The following is a 16517-nucleotide window of genomic DNA, read 5'->3' as shown; positions in this document are numbered from 1 at the left end:
AGCTAAAATTGCGCTGGGGCGGCCCCGCGTAAACCCCCACCAAGGTTATGGACCCCACAAGGGAGGTGGGTATGATCCCCCAAGGGGCCTGCCCGCCCATTTGGAGCCCCGCTTGGCCCCCATTTTATCCATTCAGTACCTGCGCGCGGTGGCCGCCATGCTCGTGGTGTTCTCCCATGCGGGGGAGCGCGCGGGCGTTGATTTCCAGATCGGCGCGGCCGGCGTGGACCTGTTCTTCGTCATCAGCGGCTTCATCATGTGGGTGGTGGTGCGTCCGGCGGTGACGGGCGGCGGCGCCTTCCTGCGGCTGCGGCTGATCCGGATCGTGCCGCTCTACTGGGCGGTGACCCTGGGGCTGGTGGCGGTGGCCAGCATCAACCACGCCTGGATGCCGAATTTCGACACGACGCCGGCGAATCTGGCCATGTCGCTCGGCTTCATCCCGCATTTCGACCCCAGCGGGCATATCTACCCGGTGCTGGCGGTGGGCTGGACGCTGAATTACGAGATCTTCTTCTACCTCCTCTTCGCCGCGAGCTTCGCGCTGGAGCGGGCGCGGCGGCTGCCGGCCTTGGCCGCGGCGCTGCTCGGGCTGGTGGCCGTGGGCTTGGTGGCGCGGCCCGAGGGTGCGATCGGCGTGTCGGTGACCGACCCGATCATGCTGGAATTCCTGGCCGGGCTGCTGCTGGGCGAGGCCTGGCTGCGCGGCCGGCTGCCGGGGGCCGGGATGGGCTATGGGCTGATGCTGGCCGGGTTGGCGATGGCGGCGGCGCAGCATCTGGGTGGCTGGCATAGCGATGCCTGGCGGGTGCTGCTGTGGGGCGTGCCCGCGCTGCTGCTGATCACAGGTGCGCTGGCGGTCGAGGCCGCGGGCCAGGTGCCGCGCCTCGGCTGGCTGCGGCTGCTGGGGGATGCCTCCTACTCCATCTATCTGCTGCATGGGCCGCTGGTCGGGCCCGTGATGCGGCTGATGCCGGGGGCGCCGGTGGCCGTGTATTTCCTGGCGGCGGCCGTGGTTTCGGCCATCGCCGGCATCGTCTGCTACTGGCTGCTGGAACGCCCCGCGACGCGCCTGCTGCGCCGGGGCGTGGCCCGCGCGCCGCGGGTGGCCACGACCTAATCCGCGGTGGCGCCCGAGGCGCGGACGATCGGCACCCAGAGCGCGATCTCATCCTGCACGTATTTGGCGAAGCGGTCGGGGGTGTAGCCGCGCATCGCCGGCGTGCCGAATTCCTCCAGCCGGCGATTGATGGTGGGATCGCCCAGCGCCTCGTCGATCGCGGCGGCCAGGCGGTCGGTGATGTACTGCGGCAGATGCGCCGGGCCGAAGATGCCGTACCAGGAATAGGCGCGGTAGTCGTCCAGCCCGACCTCGGCCGCGGTCGGCACATCGGGGATCAGCGAGGAGCGCTCATCGGTCGCGACGAAGAGGATCTTCACCTTCCCATCGGCATCGAGCGGCTTCATCAGGCTCGGGATATCGCTGTTGAACTGCACCTCGCCGGCGATCATCGCGGAGAAGACCTGCCCCGCGCCGCGATAGGGGATGTGCGTGGCCGTGGTGCCAGTCTTGGTCAGGAAATTCGCGCTGGCGATATGCCCGGTCGAGCCGACGCCGCTGCTGCCATAAGAGTACTTGTCCGGGTTGGCGCGCAGTGCCGCGATCCATTCCGCGGTGTCGCGGACGGCGAGGTTCTTCGTCGTCACGCTATGGCAGATCGGGATGAAGTTGGTGGGGGCCACCGCCGTCAGGTCGCGCACCGGATCATAGGGCAGGTTGCGGTAGAGCCCCGCCGCGACGCCGGTGGAGGACAGCGTCGCCAGCACGAAGGTGCTGCCGTCCGGCGCGGATTTGGCGACGTAGTCGGTGCCGAGCGTGCTGCCCGCGCCCGGCCGGTTCTCCACCACCACATTCTGGCCGAGGATCTGCGACAGCTTCGGCGCCAGCAGCCGCATGGTGATGTCGGTGCCGCCACCGGTGCCGAAGGGCACGATCATGCGGATGGTGCGATCGGGCCAGCGCCCCACCGATTGCGCGCGGACGATCGCGGGCGTCATCAGCGATGCGGTCAGCGCCAAGGTGGCGCGGCGGGTGGTGCGGATCATCGGTAGTGGCTCCAGGGGGGCATTCAAAAGGATCCGCCATTCACCGGCAGCATCTGCCCCGAGACGAAGGCGGCAAGGTCGGAGGCGAAGAACAGGGTCGCATCGGCGATATCCTGGGCCGCGCCCAGCCGGCCGAGCGCGATGCCTGAAAGGGTCGCGGCGCGGCGCTCGTCGCTCAGCGCCTCCCACCCCCCGGTCTTGTCGGCATCGGTCAGCACCAGGCCGGGGGCCACGGAATTCACCGTGATGCCGAAGGGGCCGAATTCCATCGCCAGTTGCCGCGTCAGCCCCAGCACGGCGTGCTTGGAACTGGCATAGGCCTGGATGCGCGTGCGCGAGGGGCGGAAGGCCGCGCCCGAGCTGATGTTGATGATGCGCCCCGCGCCCGCGCGCTTCATCCCCGGCGCCGCGGCGCGGGTGACGGCGAAGCTCGCATCGACATTGAGCGCGAAGATCGCGTCCCAATCCTCATCGGTGACCTCCTCGATCGGGCGGCCGTGCTGGCCGCGCATGCCGCCCGCATTGTTGACCAGCACGCCGATCGGCCCGCCCACCTGCGCCTCGATGCCGCGGACCCAGGCGGCCGCGGCGGCGCGGTCGGTGAGGTCGAAGGCCAGTGTCGCGATGCTGCTGCCCGCGGCGGTTTCGGCCAGGCCCGTTGCATCGATGTCGCAGGCCCAGACGCGCGCGCCGCGCGCGGCGAAGCTGCGCGCGATGGCGCGGCCGAAGCCCATGGCGGCGCCGGTGACGGCGACGATGCGGCCGGAGAAGTCGAGAGGATCGGTCATGTCCCGCGGATCATCCCACGCCGATTCCGACGGTCAATGCGGTTGACGGCAGCAATGCCGCATCGGATGACGGATGTGCGAAACAACGAGGCATTGATGTCGACACCGGTCGTGATCTGGGGCGCGGGCGCCATCGGCGGCATCATCGGCGCCTTCCTGCGCCGCGCCGGCAGGGAGGTGACCTTCGTCGATGTGGTGCCCGAGCATGTCGCCGCGATTCGCGAAGGCAGGCTGCGGATCGAAGGCCCGGTCGCGAGCTTCACCATCGGCGGCCCCGCGTTGCTGCCGCAGGAGGTCACGGGCCGGCATCCGCTCATCATCCTGGCGGTGAAGGCGCATCATACCGAGGCCGCGACCCGCGCGCTGCTGCCGCATCTGGCCGAGGAGGGCGCCGTCGTCTCCTGCCAGAACGGGCTGAACGAGCTGGTCATCGCCGATATCGTCGGACGCGGCCGCACCATCGGCGCCTTCGTGAATTTCTACGCCGACTACCTGGAGCCCGGGCGGCTGCACTACGCCAAGCGCGGCGCCGTGGTGGTGGGCGAGCTGGATGGCGTGCGGACCCCGCGCATCACGGCCCTGCACGAGATGATGCGTGTCTTCGAGCCCGATGCGGTGCTGAGCGACAACATCTTCGGCTACCTCTGGGGCAAGGCCGGCTATGGCGCGATCCTGAAAGCCTCGGCGCTGACCAATGACACCATCGCCGAGTTCATCGCCGATCCGGCGCGGCGGGCGATGATCATCGCCTTGGTGCAGGAGATCCTGGCGGTGGCGCGGGCGGATGGGGTGGTGCCGATCGGCTTCGACGGCTTCGATCCCGATGCCTTCCTGCGCGACGATGCGGCGGCGATGACCGCTTGCCTCGCGGCGCTGGAGCGGATGAACCGCGCCTCGGCCAAGCCGCGCAGCGGCATCTGGCGCGACCTCGCGGTGCGCAAGCGCGGCACCGATGTCGCGGCACAGCTTGCCCCGGTGCGGGCGGCGGCGCGCAGGCTCGGCCTGACCACACCGCTGGCCGACCGGCTGGTGGCGTTGGTGGATGACATTGAAACGGGGCGCCGCGCGATCGGCCCCGACCTCGCCGACGACCTTTGCGGAGTCCTGCCATGACCGATGCCCCCCACCCCGACGGCAATCCCTGGGAGTGGCCGGAAGCCACCTGGCGCCGCATCACCGGCCGCGCCCGCGCGGGGCGCAGCCTCAAGCCGACGCATTGGCCGGGGGGGGCGCGCTGCGCCGTGGCGCTCTCCTTCGACGCCGACCACGACACCATCCCGCTGCGCGATTCCGACGAAAGCCCGATGCGGATCAGCCAGGGCCAATACGGCGCGCGCCAGGGCGTGCCGCGCATCCGCGCGCTGCTGGAACGCGAGGGGGTGAAGGCCTCCTTCTTCTACCCGGCCGTCTCCGCGCTGCTCTACCCGGGCGAGGCGCGCGGCGTCGCCGAGGAAGGGCATGAGATCGGCATCCACTCCTGGATCCACGAGCGCAACACCAACCTGCCCTACGAGGTCGAGCGCGACCTCGCCTTCCGCGCCGCCGACACGCTGGAGAAGGTGACCGGCCAGCGCCCCGTGGGGATGCGGACGGCAAGCTGGGATTTCTCGCTGCGCACGCTCGATATCATCCGCGAGATGGGGCTGCTCTACGACAGCAGCCTGATGGCCGATGACGATGCCTATGAATTGCTCGCCGATGGCGTGCCAACCGGCATCGTGGAGCTGCCGCCGGAATGGATCCGCGATGATGCGGTCTATTTCAACATGAATCGCTTCGGCGGCCTGCGCCCCTATACCCCTCCTTCCGCGGTCGCCGAGATCTTCATCGGCGAGCTGGATGGCGCCTGGGACGAGGGCGGGCTGTTCCTGCTGACCATGCATCCGCATCACATCGGCCATCGCAGCCGCATGCCGGTGTTGGAAAAGGTCATCGCCCATGCGAAGGCGATAGGCGGCTGCTGGTTCGCGACCCATGCCGAGGTGGCGGCCTGGTGCAAGGCCAATGCGGCGACCTCTTCCAAGGAATGACCCCACATGCTCGATGACGCGGCCCTCGACACTCTCTTCCGCACCGCGCGGACCCAGAATGCGTGGCAGGACAAGCCGGTGCCCGAGGCGCTGCTCCACGACCTCTACGACCTGATGAAGATGGGTCCGACCTCGGCGAATTGCTCGCCGGCGCGGCTGATCTTCCTGACCACGCCGGAGGCCAAGGAGAAGCTGCGGCCGGCGCTCTCGGCCGGCAACCTCGCCAAGACCATGTCGGCCCCGGTCACGGTGATCGTGGCGCTGGACGAGGCCTTCTACGAGAAGCTGCCGAAGCTGTTCCCGCATGTCGATGCGCGGCCCTGGTTCACCTCCAACGCCGCCTTCGCCGCGACCACGGCGATGCGCAACGGCTCGCTGCAAGGCGCCTATCTGATGCTGGCGGCGCGCGCGCTCGGCATCGATGTCGGTGCCATGTCCGGCTTCAACGTGGAGATGGTGAACGAGACCTTCATGGCCGGCACCACCTGGAAGGCGAACTTCCTCTGCAACCTCGGCTATGGCGACCCGGCCGGGGTCAAGGAGCGGCTGCCGCGCCTCGACTTCGACGAGGCCTGCCAGATCCTCTGACGGCCTGCGCGGGGGCGGCTCAGATCCAGAGCCGCTCCTGCTGCAATCCGGTGTAGAGGTCGGCGACAAACTCGCCATAGCCGTTGAACAGCTTGGTCGGCACGCGGTCCCCGCTGCCAAGCAGGCGCTCGCTCGCCTGGCTCCAGCGCGGATGCGGCACCTCGGGGTTGATGTTCGCCCAGAAGCCGTATTCCGAGCCCTGGATCTGCTCCCAGTAGGAGACCGGGCGGGTGGCGGAGAAGGAGATGCGGACCAGGCTCTTGCCGCCCTTGAAGCCGTATTTCCACGGGAACAGCACCCGGATCGGGCCGCCGTTCTGCGGCGGGCAGGGCTTGCCGTACATGCCGGTCACGACGAAGGCCATCTCATTGGCCGCTTCCTCGATGGTGCAGCCTTCCTTGTAGGGCCAGGGATACCAGGACTGCCGCAAGCCCGGCATGGCCGCGCGATCGGCCGCCGTCTCGAACACCACATATTTCGCGCCCGCGGCCGGTTCGGCGATGCGCAGCAGTTCGGACAGAGGGAAGCCGGTATAGACCGCGGTCATCGCCCAGGCCTCGACGCAGCGGAAGCGCAGCACCCGCTCCTCCAGGCTGACCTGCTTCAGCAGATCGTCGATATCCAGCGTCTTCTCATGCGCCACCAGCCCGTCCAGCTTCAGCCGCCAGGGGCGTTGCGCCAGGCGCTGGGCGGGGCGCCAGATCCCCTTGTCGGTGCCGAATTCGTAGTAGTTGTTGTAGGTCGTCGCCTCGCGCTCGGTGTTGATGGCGCGATCGACGCGGTAGCGCGGGTTGCGCGCCGCGGCCTGGGCGCCAGGGAGGCCGTCGCTGGGCGCGGTTTGGGCATTCGCGGTTTGGGCGGCGGCAACGCCGGGCAGCAGCATGGCCGAGGCGCCGAGCAGAGCGCGGCGGTTCATCACCACGCTTTCGGAGGTGGCGAGCCGCTCGGGGATTTCCCAACCGCGGGGGATGCGGATGTTCATGGGCGTGCTCCTTGTTCCGGCCTGGCCTCAGACCTGGATGGCATGTGCTGCCGCCCGCGGCCCGGTCAAGGCAGCAAGGCGGCGGGCGGCATCCCCTCGCGCGGGGTGACCCGGTAGAGGCGATAGGCCTCCGCCTCGATCCCGTTGCGCGCACGCGTGACACCACCCTCCGGGACCGCCCCTGGCCAAAGCGGCGGACCTTCTCCACGTCTTTCGCTGCGGACCAGCAGTCCGGTTACGGCAGGTGGCGGGGCCAGGTCGAAAAATTTCCAGCGGTCGGAGATGGCGACCACGGGGACGCCGGGCAGCAGAAAGGCGAGTTCGCCGGCCAGGCCGTATTCCTCCGCGGCAATGAAGCCGTAGCCGCCGGCGCGGCGCGCCGCCTCGACCTCGGCCACGAACCCCGGCCAGCCGCCGAGCCGGGCCAGCGAGGGGTCCTGCCGGCGCGGCAGCGGCAGCGGCCCCCAGGCGGCCTGGACGAAGCCGAGCACGACCAGGGTGAGCCCGAGACCCACCGCCGGCCGCCGCCAGCGATCCCAGCCCGGCCCAAGGCAGCCCGCCGCCGCGAGGCAGGCGGCGGGGTAGAGGATCGCCGGCCAGTTGCCCTGCACCCGGCTGCCGAAGGACTGCCACAGGAACAGCGCCGCCCCCGGCAGCACCAGCGCCGCCAGCAGCCCCCCCGCCGGCCGGCGCCGGAACGCCGCCACCCCGGCGACGCAGAGCAGAAAGACCAGCGGCGTCGCCAGCCCGATCTGCCCGCCGAGCAATTCCCAGACGAAGCGCAGGCCGGGATGCGTGGCCTCGGTGCCCGCCCGCCCGCCCTGCTTGGCGAAGGAGGCCCAGCCATGCGCCGCGTTCCAGGCGATCACCGGCGCGAAGACCGCCACCGCCAGCAGGCCCCCGACCCAGAGCCGCCAGTCCCGCAGCCAGTGCCGTGCCGCCAGCACGACCCAAAGGACGATCCCCGCCCCCAGCAGCACGGCGGTGTATTTCGAGAGCAAGGTGAGCCCCGCCATACCGCCGACTGCCAGCCACCAGCGCCCGTCCTGCGACGCGTGGAGCCGCGCCAGCGCCCAGAGCGAGAGGCACCAGAACACCATCTGCGGCGTGTCGGGCGTGACCAGCACCGCCCCGGCATTGACGAACAAGGTCGTGTTGAACAGCGCCGCGGCCCAGACCCCGGCCTCGGGCCGTTCGGGGAACAGCCGCCGCCCGGCATCCCACAGCGCCAGCGAGGCCAGCCCCAGCCCGACCGGCCCCATGACGCGCAGGCCAAAGGCGGTATCGCCGAAAACCAGCGTCCCCGCCCGGATCCAGGCCGCGACCATCGGCGGGTGGTCAAGGTAGCCCCAGGCCAGGGCGCGGGACCAGATGCGGTAATAGGCCTCGTCCGGCGCCAGCGGCAGCACCGCGGTCGCGGCCAGCCGTGCCGCGGTCAGCGCCAGCAGCGCCCATCCCCAGGGGTTCATCGCGCGCGCCAGACCAGGGTTGAGGAGACCGCGTAATTCCACACGCCGGTCAGCAGCGCCCCCGCCGCGCCCGCGAGTGGCCAGCCGGCCCTTCCCTCCTGCAACAGCATCGAGGAAATGCCGACATTGGCGACCGCCCCCAGCCCGCAGACCAGATAGAACAGCACAAGCCCGCGCCACAGCGCCCGCCCGCGCAGCCGCACGCTGCGATAGGTCAGGCTGTTGTTCAGCCAGAAATTCGCCGTCATCGCCACCAAGGTCGCCACCCATTGCGCCGCCGCGAAATCCAGCGTGCGGACGGCCATGCTCAGCACCGCCAGATGCACCAGCACGCCCACGGCGCCGACCAGGGCAAAGCCGATGAAGCGCAGCGGCAGCAGCCCGCCGAACCATTTGTCGAGCAGCAGCCCCGCGAAATCGAGCAGGACCAGCGCATCCAGCTTGCTCTCCCCGGCGGTGCGGGCACGGAAGACATAGGGAATTTCCGCGACCTTCGGCACCCTGCGGGAGGAGAGCAGGATATCCAGCAGGATCTTGAAGCCGCGCCCGGTCAGGCGCGGGGCGGCGGCCTCGATCACCTCCCGCCGCAGCAGGAAGAAGCCGCTCATGGGGTCGGAGACCGGCACCGGCAGCAACAGCCGCGCCGCCCAGCCGCCAAGGCCGGACACACGGGCGCGGATCGCGGACAGCCCCTCGCCCACCGCGCCACCTTCGACATGGCGCGAGCCGATGGCGATATCCGCCCCCGCCCGCACCGCCGCCAGCATGGCCGGCAGGGCCGCCTCATCATGTTGCAGATCGCCGTCGATCACGGCGATGAAGGGGGCCGAGGTCGCCAGCATGCCCTCGATGCAGGCCGAGGCCAGGCCCCGGCGCCCGACGCGGCGGATGGCGCGGATGCGCGGGTCGGCGGCGGCCAAGCGGCGGGCCTCGGCGGCGGTGCCATCGGGGCTGTCGTCATCGACGAAGACCGCCTCCCAGGCGATCCCCACCAGTGCCGAATCCAGGGCGGCCACCAGCGGGGCCACGTTCGCGGCCTCGTTGTAGCAGGGGATGACGACGGCAAGCTCTGCCGGCAAGGGGGGCCGCATGGCGCGCGGCATAGCCCGCGCGGGGCGGCAGCGCGAGGGGTGGAGAAGAGGGCGCTTGACCCTCCCATCATAGGAAGGTCCATGAAGATCGCCGAACGACCACAATGGAGACTTCGATGCTGCGTTACCGGATTACCAACATGACCTGCGGCGGCTGCGTGAAGGGCGTCACCGCGACCCTGCGCGAGGTGGACCCCGCCGCGCAGATCGATATCGCGCTGGACCGCCAGGAAGCCTCGATCACACCGGCGACGGCCGATGCGGCCCGGATTGAACAGGCTCTGCGCGAGGCAGGCTGGGAGGCGGAGCGCCTCGCCGCCTGAGGCGCGCGGCGCGACGCATCAGGGCCACGCCCACCGTCATACCCCCGCCATGGTGAAGGACCCGGTCTGCGGCATGGCGCTGGAACCCGAGATGCCGGCCGAATGCCATCACCCCCGCCGCTGGATTTGAGGAAGCCGAGGTGCTGCCCGAGGGCAAGCTGCGCGTGATCGAGCGCCGAATGCGGCATCGCCATGGGCGGCGGCACCGATGTGGCGATCGAGAGCGCGGGCATCACGCTGCTCGGCGGCGAACTGATGGGCATCGTGCGGGCGCGGCGCCTGTCCCGCGCGGTGATGGGGCAATATCCGCCAGAACCTGTTCTTCGCCTTCGCCTATGACGCGATCGGCGTGCCGGTCGCGGCGGGGGTGCTGTATCCGATCTTCGGCATCCTGCTCTCGCCGGTGATCGGGGCGGCGGCGATGGCGCTGTCCTCGGTCAGCGTGGTCGGCAATGCGCTGCGGCTGCGGACGGTCAAGCTGGATTAGATGTTTAGTCGCGGAGAGTGGTGGCGCTGCCGTGAAGATATTAATCGATAGCGCATCCCTCCATGCTGGCGAGAAGGGTGCCCATCGCAATACGGGATCGAACATCCAGTGCATGCAGTTGTGGCTGTAGGAGGTACGATCGCCCTACCGCGATTCGTGAGCCAGATGTGTGTCCCAGCTGGAAAGTTCCTGTTATGTTCCCCCCATGAGCGAGCCTCGTACCCAACGCGTCCGAGACCCCGTCCATGGCCTGATCGTCTTCCGGGCAGATGACCGGGTGGACCAGCTCGCCTGGGCGCTGCTCGATACGCCGGAATTCCAGCGCCTGCGCCGGATCAGGCAGCTCGGCGTGTCGGAATTCGTCTTCCCGAGCGCAACCCATACACGCTTTGCCCACTGCATCGGTGTGTTCCACACCGCCCGAACGCTGGTTCGCATCATCGAGCGGGAACTCAAGGCCGCAGGGCAGGAAATTGACGCGGATCGAGCCGAGGTGGCTGTCATCGCCGCCTTGCTACACGATCTTGGTCATGGCCCATTCAGCCACACATTCGAAGGTGTGCAGAAGTCGCGCGACGTCGCCAAGCGCCATGAGACATGGACTGCGGAGGTTATCCGCAACCCAGCAGGTAAAATCCGGCCCCTTCTCGACGCGCATTGGCCCTCAGGCGGCTTCTGCGACGCGGTTGCCGACCTGCTGGAGGCTGAAGACCCCGTCGATATCTACCATGCGGTCGTCTCCAGCTCGTTCGACGCGGATCGCCTCGACTACCTCCGTCGCGATCGGTTGATGACAGGAACCGGTGCCGGCGCCATCGACTTCGACTGGCTGATGGAACAGGTGCGCGTCCGCGACATCGAGATCGAGGCCGCCGACCCTGGCGGCAGCGGCGATCAGGCGCGCATCCCAACCTTCTGTTTCGACCCCAAGGCGCTTCCTGCCGCCGAACAGTTCCTGCTGGCGCGTTACACGCTTCATGAGCAGGTCTATTTCCACAAGACCACGCGCTGCATCGAACAGATGATCGCGAAGTTGCTTCGACGCGTGGCGGGCTTCGCCATCAAGCCAGCGACCGTAAGGCAGACGGGCCTGGATAAGACGAACCCGCTGATCCGATTCTTCGCCAAGGATGGCGCAACGCTCGAAAACTATCTGATGCTCGACGACGTGGCTGTCACTGAGGCGATCCAGCATATGCGCCAAGCGCCGGACCAAGCCGTGGCCGATCTGGCAGGGCGTCTGCTGGACCGCCGACTATACAAGTCGATCGACATCGGCTCGTTCGGTTACGATGACGGCCTTCAACATAGGGAAGCCCGGAGAATCGACAATTCGTTCAAAACGAAACTCGATGCCGAACAGATCATCAAAGATGAAGGGGCTTCCGTCAGTATCTACACGCAGATCGGCGGCGACGATGAACGAGCCCATAAGAAATTGCACATACTCGACGCTAAGGAAGGACCGGTCGAGATTACAAAAATCTCCAAAATTATTAACGAACTGCGCCATCCAAAGAAATTCACTCGATATTATTTTGAAAACGAATCTGACCGTGAGTTGGCGCGTCAACAGAAAGGAAAAACAGCATGAGCGAGCGCGAAGACATCGTAGCTGCTGTCGTGGCAGCGGCTGGAAACAGCCTGACCGGTCGGGTGAGGTTGCAGAAAGCGGTCTACTTGCTGGATCAACTGGGGTTCGAGAGTGGCTTCCGCTATGAATACCACCATTATGGGCCATTCTCACGTGATCTGGACAATGCGACGGCCGATGCGAAGGCGTTTGACCTCATCAATGAGGACTTTGGTCGGCGTCAGAGCGACGGCGCGCCGTACAGCATTTACAAGCTCACGGACAAGGCGAAGCCCAAGGCTGAGGCTTATGGCAAGCTAGGTGAGGAGAAAGCCAGCGAATGGGCTCGCTTGTTCGCAAACACTAACCTGACCGTCCTCGAACTGGCCGCGACGATCGACTGGCTGTGGCGTGTCGAGAAATATTCCGATTGGAAAAGCGAAGTCACCAAGCGAAAAGGCGTCAAGGTTCAAGGCGGTAGGCTAGAAAAAGCAGTGGAATTGCTGACAAAACTGAGACTTTTACCAGAGCCTCTCGTAATGTTGTCGTTATCAGATATTCGTCCCGCGACTTGAGGCCAAAAATTGGTACTCACCGCAGCCAACTTGGCTGTCCCTACGCTTCATAGCGGTTCGGCGGCACCGGTATCCCCAGATGCTCGCGCAGCGTGGTGCCGGTGTATTCGGTGCGGAACAACCCGCGCCGCTGCAATTCCGGCACCACCAGCGCCACGAAATCCTCCAGCGGCACCGGGTAATGCGCGGAGAGCAAGGTGAAGCCGTCGCAGGCCCCCTCACTGATCCAGGCCTCCATGGTATCGGCGATGCTCTGCGGCGTGCCGACCAGAAGGTGGTGGCCGAGCGAGGTGCCGAGGTAGCGCGCGGTCTGGATGATCGAGAGATTGTCCCGCTTCGCCTTCTCCACCAGATGCCGCTGCCGGGCCTGGGCGGCATTGCTCAGCGGCAGCGGTGGCAGCGGCGCATCGGGCGGATAGGCGAAGATATCGAGGTCGCCGCAGAGCCGCGCCAGCAGCCGCATCGAATTCTCATCCGAGAGCAGCGCCTGCATGTCGCGGTACTTCTGCTGCGCTTCCTCCTCCGTGCGGCCGATGATGGTCATCAGCCCCGGCATTACCTTCACATGCGCGGGGTCGCGCCCGTGCCGCGCGGCGCGCGCCTTGAGGTCGGCATAGAAGGCCTTGGCTTCGGCGATGTCGCTCTGCGCGGTGAAGACCAGATCGGCGGTGCGCGCCGCCAGCTCCATCCCCGGCCCCGAGGATCCCGCCTGGGTGACGATCGGCCGCCCCTGCGGGCTGCGCCCGACATTCAGCGGCCCCCGCACCGAGAAATGCTTGCCGCGATGGTTCTGGAAGTGAATTTTCGAGGGGTCGATGAAGACGCCGCTGGCCTTGTCGCGGATCAGCGCGCCCTCGCCGAAACTGTCCCAGAGCGAGGCGACGACGTCGTAGAATTCCTCCGCCCGCTCATAGCGCTCGGCGTGCAGCATGTGGTGGTCGGCGCCGAAATTGCCGGCCTCGTCCTCGATCTGCGAGGTGACGAGGTTCCACCCCGCCCGCCCCCCGCTGATATGGTCGATCGAGGCGAAGCGGCGGGCGATGTTGTAAGGCTCGTTGTAGGTGGTGGTGGCCGTCGCGATCAGCCCGATCCGCTGCGTCACCACCGCCAACGCCGCGAGCAGGGTCGTCGGCTCCAGATAGGCCTGGCGCCCCTGCCCGGGCCGGAACTGGCTGACGCCATCCAGCGCGGCACTGCCATTCACCGCCACGGTGTCCTGGAAGAAGATGGTGTCCATCTTCCCCCGCTCCGCCGCCTGGGCGATCCGCACATATTGGGCGAAGTCCATGTCGCTTTCGGCGATCGCATCGGGGTGGCGCCACCCGGCGGAATGGCTGCCGGGGGTGAACAGAAAAGCCGCAAGATGCATCATGGTCCGTCGCCTTGGAGCAGTGTCGCTTCAGATCGAAGGGAAACTGCCCGAAACATAGAAGCCTGGAGCGTCACCGCGAAGCGGTCACGCCTCAAGGGGCCGCGCGAATATCCGTGGCCATCGTGTACTGGTCGCCGCGCGGGGTCAGCCGCAGCGGCTTGCGCACACCCCAGCTGGCACGCATGAAGAAGACCGGCAACAGCGCGTCATTCTCCACCACGAAGCGCACGGCACGCTGCGTCGCGACCTCGCGCGCCGCGTCGTCGAAGGTCGCGTCGGCCACCGAGAGCAGCCGGTCCAACTCCGGGTTCGAGTAGCGCGTGCGGTTCCAGCCGCCCTGGGCCGAGCCGGCATTCGGCGTGCGGACCAGCGCGGTCATCGCCTCGCTGGCCAGCCCGCTGGAGGAGCCGAACATCGCCAGATGCGCGCTGAGTTCCGGCACGCCATCGGGCAGCCGGTTGGCGCTGCGGCGCAGATAGACCGGCATCGGCAGCGCCTCGATCGTGGTCTTGATCCCGGCCACCGTCAGCATCTGCGCGATCGCCTGGCAGGAGCGCGCATCGCCGGCGAAGCGGTCCAGCGTGCAATGGATGGTGAGGTTGAAGCCCTGCGGATAGCCAGCCTCGGCCAGCAGGCGGCGGGACAGCGCGGGGTCGTAGCTCGGCACCGGGATGCTCGGGTCATGGCCGCTGAAGCCCGCGGCCGCGATCTGCCCGGCCGGGCTGGCGCCGCCCTCCATCGCGCGTTCGGCCAGCGCCACGCGGTTGATCGCATGGGTCATCGCCTGCCGCACGCGCAGGTCCCGCAGCGGGTTCTGCGGCAGGATCTGGCCCTCCGCATCGGTCGCATTGGGGATCTGCGCGCTCATGCTGTCGAGGTAGAAGTAGTAGGTGAAGATGGAATCGCCCGAGATCAGCTGCGTCGCGTCACTGGCGCGGATGCGGGCATGCAGGCCGGAGGGCACGCTGTCGATCACATCCACATCGTCGGACAGCAGGGCCGCGACCCGCGCGCTGTCGTTGGAGATGAAGCTGAAGGTCACCCGGTCCCAGGGCTCGCGCGCGCCGCGCCAGGTGTCGCTGCGCTCGATCACCACATTCTGCTGCGGCGTCCATTTGATCCAGCGATAGGGGCCGGTGCCGATGGCGGCGCGGCCGCCGTTGAAATCGGCCTCGGTCGCATCGGTCGCGGCACGTTCGGACAGGATCGCGATGCCGACCAGGAAGTGCGGCTGCAACGGCGTCGGCACCTGCGTCTTCACGATCAAGGTGAGGTCATCGACCACCGTCATCTCGGTGACATTGCGCACCGCCGCGGCATAGGTGCGCGCGCCCGGGGCGTTCTGGGCGCGGCGGATGGAGAAGGCGACATCGGCGGCGGTCAGCGGCGAGCCATCGTGGAACCTCACCCCGGGCCGCAGCTTGAACTCCCAGGTCAGCGGATCGAGGCTGCGCCAGGAGTCCGCCAGCTGCGGGCGCGCGATCAGCCGGTCGTCCTGGGTCAACAGCGTCTCATAGACATGCAACTGCACATTGCGGTTGGGCGTGAAGGTCAGATGCGGATCGGAGCTGTCCACGGCCGCCTTCATCGCGATCCGCAGGTTTTCCGCCCGCGCCATCGGCATCGCGAGAAGGCAGGCGGCGGTGGCGAGCAGCAGAGCGCGCATGAGGGTAATCCTTGTCTGTCGTGACCGCCTATTTGGCAGCCTGGAGGGTCGCAAGCACGGCCCGGCGGTTGTCGGGCGGCGCGATGCCGAGATGGTCGCGCAGGGTCCGGCCCGCATAAGCGGTGCGGTAGAGCCCCCGGCGTTGCAATTCCGGGACCACCTGATCCACGACATCCTCCAGCCCGCCCGGCAGCCAGGGGGGGAGGATGTTGAAGCCATCGGCGGCCTCGCCCAGAAACCATTCCTCCATCGCATCGGCGATGTCGGCGGGCGTGCCGATGACCATGCGGTGCCCATTGCCGCCGGCGATGGCGAGGTAGAGCTGACGGATCGACAACCCGCCCCGCTCCGCCATGCCGAGGAAGATCTTCGCCCGGCTCAGCATGCGCTGGCTGACCGGGGGCGGCACCGGCCCGTCGAGGTCGAAGCCCGAGAGGTCCCCGAGCGAGCCCGCGAGCGCGCCAAGGCCGACGATGGGCTCCACCAGCTCCTGCAGGATGTCGTAGCGGTCCTGCGCCACCTGCCGTGTCGCCCCCGGGATGGCCATGATGCCGGGCATGATCTTCAGCGCATCGGGCTCGCGGCCATAACGCGCCATGCGGCCCTTGACCGAGGCGTAATAGGCCCGCGCCTCCTCCAGCGTCTGGGCGGCGGCATAGACGACATCGGCGGTGGCCGCGGCCAGTTCGCGGCCCTCGTCCGAGGCCCCGGCCTGCACGATCACCGGCGCCCCCTGCGGCGTGCGCGCCACGTTCAGCGGCCCGCGCACCGAGAAATGCTTGCCCTTGTGGTTCAGCACATGGAGCTTGGCCTGGTCGAAGTTGATGCCGCTCGCCTTGTCGCGGATGAAGGCATCATCCTCCCAACTGTCCCAGAGGCCACGCACCACCTCGACGAATTCGGCGGCGCGCTCGTAGCGGCTGGCATAGCTCGGCGCGGCGTCGAGGTTGAAATTCGCGGCCTCCATGTTCGTCACCGAGGTCACGACGTTCCAGCCCGCCCGCCCGCCGCTCAGATGATCCAGCGAGGCGAATTTGCGGGCGACATGGTAGGGCTCGTTGTAGGTCGTCGAGGCCGTCGCCACGAGCCCGACCCGCTCGGTCACCATCGCCAGGGCCGAAAGCAGGGTCAGCGGCTCGAACTGCACATTCTTGGAGGTGCGGCAAAGCGCGCCCGGCGGTTCGTCATGGAAGCGGATGCCGACGCCATCGGCCAGGAAGGCCATGTCGAACAGCCCGCGTTCCGCCGCCTGGGCGACGCGCACGAAATGCGCGAGCTCCATATTGCCGCCGGCCGAGGCCTCCGGATGGCGCCAGGCGGCGAGATGATAGCCCATGCCGATCATCGAAACGCCGAGCCGGATCTGGCGCGGATGCGGGGTCATCGCTGCTCTCCTCTTCGCGTGGCATGGAACCAGCATGGGGTTTGGCTCACAACGGGATCGCGGCGGGGTTTCTTGCCGCGGCC

The 16517-nt window shown here is 67.9% G+C and carries 15 protein-coding genes and 1 pseudogene; 8 read left to right on the top strand and 8 right to left on the bottom strand.

Features of this window, described 5'->3' with window-relative positions; genetic code table 11:
• Positions 1-100: 100 nt before the first annotated feature.
• Positions 101-1120: an acyltransferase family protein gene (locus tag C8P66_RS00750; protein WP_281271329.1), complete on the top strand. Its 1020-nt coding sequence runs from the start codon at positions 101-103 to the stop codon at positions 1118-1120.
• Here C8P66_RS00750 and C8P66_RS00745 read toward each other — a convergent pair.
• Together C8P66_RS00745 and C8P66_RS00740 are read right to left on the bottom strand one after the other, a co-directional pair.
• Positions 1117-2106 carry a Bug family tripartite tricarboxylate transporter substrate binding protein gene (locus tag C8P66_RS00745; protein WP_111396221.1) on the bottom strand — a complete coding sequence of 330 codons (990 nt, stop codon included), beginning with the start codon at positions 2104-2106 and terminating at the stop codon, positions 1117-1119. The genes C8P66_RS00750 and C8P66_RS00745 overlap by 4 nt on opposite strands.
• Positions 2107-2129: 23 nt before the next feature.
• Positions 2130-2894, bottom strand: a complete 765-nt coding sequence (locus C8P66_RS00740; protein ID WP_111396220.1) for an SDR family NAD(P)-dependent oxidoreductase — start codon at positions 2892-2894, stop codon at positions 2130-2132.
• Between the two features lie 96 nt (positions 2895-2990).
• Here C8P66_RS00740 and C8P66_RS00735 point away from each other — a divergent pair, with 96 nt between their 5' ends.
• Genes C8P66_RS00735 through C8P66_RS00725 form a run of 3 tightly spaced genes read left to right on the top strand, consistent with a single transcriptional unit; the run spans position 2991 to position 5512 of the window.
• Positions 2991-4007 carry a ketopantoate reductase family protein gene (locus C8P66_RS00735; protein WP_111396463.1) on the top strand — a complete coding sequence of 339 codons (1017 nt, stop codon included), beginning with the start codon at positions 2991-2993 and terminating at the stop codon, positions 4005-4007.
• Positions 4004-4924, top strand: coding sequence for a polysaccharide deacetylase family protein (locus C8P66_RS00730; protein WP_111396219.1), 921 nt, complete (start codon positions 4004-4006; stop codon positions 4922-4924). Before C8P66_RS00735 ends, C8P66_RS00730 begins: the two co-directional genes overlap by 4 nt.
• A 6-nt stretch (positions 4925-4930) precedes the next feature.
• On the top strand, positions 4931-5512 hold the full coding sequence (locus C8P66_RS00725; protein WP_111396218.1) for a malonic semialdehyde reductase: 582 nt from the start codon (positions 4931-4933) through the stop codon (positions 5510-5512).
• Between the two features lie 19 nt (positions 5513-5531).
• Here C8P66_RS00725 and msrP read toward each other — a convergent pair whose 3' ends face one another.
• The 3 genes from msrP to C8P66_RS00710 form a co-directional block, all read right to left on the bottom strand.
• Positions 5532-6494, bottom strand: coding sequence for a protein-methionine-sulfoxide reductase catalytic subunit MsrP (msrP, locus tag C8P66_RS00720; RefSeq protein ID WP_111396217.1), 963 nt, complete (start codon positions 6492-6494; stop codon positions 5532-5534).
• Between the two features lie 65 nt (positions 6495-6559).
• A complete protein-coding gene (locus tag C8P66_RS00715; protein ID WP_245903138.1) occupies positions 6560-7963 on the bottom strand; it encodes a glycosyltransferase family 39 protein in 1404 nt (467 codons plus the stop codon).
• A complete protein-coding gene (locus tag C8P66_RS00710) occupies positions 7960-9054 on the bottom strand; it encodes a glycosyltransferase (RefSeq protein ID WP_111396461.1) in 1095 nt (364 codons plus the stop codon). Before C8P66_RS00710 ends, C8P66_RS00715 begins: the two co-directional genes overlap by 4 nt.
• A 116-nt stretch (positions 9055-9170) precedes the next feature.
• On the opposite strand from C8P66_RS00710, the gene C8P66_RS00705 reads away from it, so the two are divergent.
• The 4 genes and pseudogenes from C8P66_RS00705 (at position 9171) to C8P66_RS23435 (ending at position 12012) form a co-directional block, all read left to right on the top strand.
• Entirely contained in the window at positions 9171-9377 is a 207-nt protein-coding gene (locus C8P66_RS00705) for a heavy-metal-associated domain-containing protein (protein ID WP_158537046.1), read from the top strand.
• 168 nt (positions 9378-9545) lie between these two features.
• Positions 9546-9864 (top strand): annotated as a pseudogene (locus C8P66_RS00700) (haloacid dehalogenase); the annotation flags it as partial.
• 205 nt (positions 9865-10069) lie between these two features.
• The gene (locus C8P66_RS00695; protein ID WP_111396215.1) at positions 10070-11458 is read left to right on the top strand and encodes an HD domain-containing protein; all 1389 of its coding nucleotides are present in this window, start codon (positions 10070-10072) and stop codon (positions 11456-11458) included.
• Positions 11455-12012, top strand: coding sequence for a hypothetical protein (locus tag C8P66_RS23435; RefSeq protein WP_146422636.1), 558 nt, complete (start codon positions 11455-11457; stop codon positions 12010-12012). The genes C8P66_RS00695 and C8P66_RS23435 overlap by 4 nt, the downstream gene beginning before the upstream one ends.
• Before the next feature lie 40 nt (positions 12013-12052).
• Here the strand turns inward: C8P66_RS23435 and C8P66_RS00690 are convergent, their stop codons facing one another.
• The 3 genes from C8P66_RS00690 to C8P66_RS00680 all read right to left on the bottom strand — a co-directional run bounded on the left by C8P66_RS00690 (position 12053) and on the right by C8P66_RS00680 (position 16434).
• Entirely contained in the window at positions 12053-13384 is a 1332-nt protein-coding gene (locus C8P66_RS00690; RefSeq protein ID WP_211313988.1) for an LLM class flavin-dependent oxidoreductase, read from the bottom strand.
• A gap of 91 nt (positions 13385-13475) precedes the next feature.
• Positions 13476-15050, bottom strand: coding sequence for an ABC transporter substrate-binding protein (locus C8P66_RS00685; protein ID WP_158537045.1), 1575 nt, complete (start codon positions 15048-15050; stop codon positions 13476-13478).
• Between the two features lie 28 nt (positions 15051-15078).
• Positions 15079-16434: an LLM class flavin-dependent oxidoreductase gene (locus tag C8P66_RS00680; protein ID WP_111396213.1), complete on the bottom strand. Its 1356-nt coding sequence runs from the start codon at positions 16432-16434 to the stop codon at positions 15079-15081.
• Between the last annotated feature and the right edge of the window lie 83 nt (positions 16435-16517).

The sequence above is a fragment of the Humitalea rosea genome (assembly GCF_003253705.1).
Taxonomy (GTDB): Bacteria; Pseudomonadota; Alphaproteobacteria; order Acetobacterales; family Acetobacteraceae; genus Humitalea; species Humitalea rosea.
The sequence above is the reverse complement of the archived record's forward strand: the minus strand, read 5'-3'. Positions and strand labels throughout refer to the sequence as shown.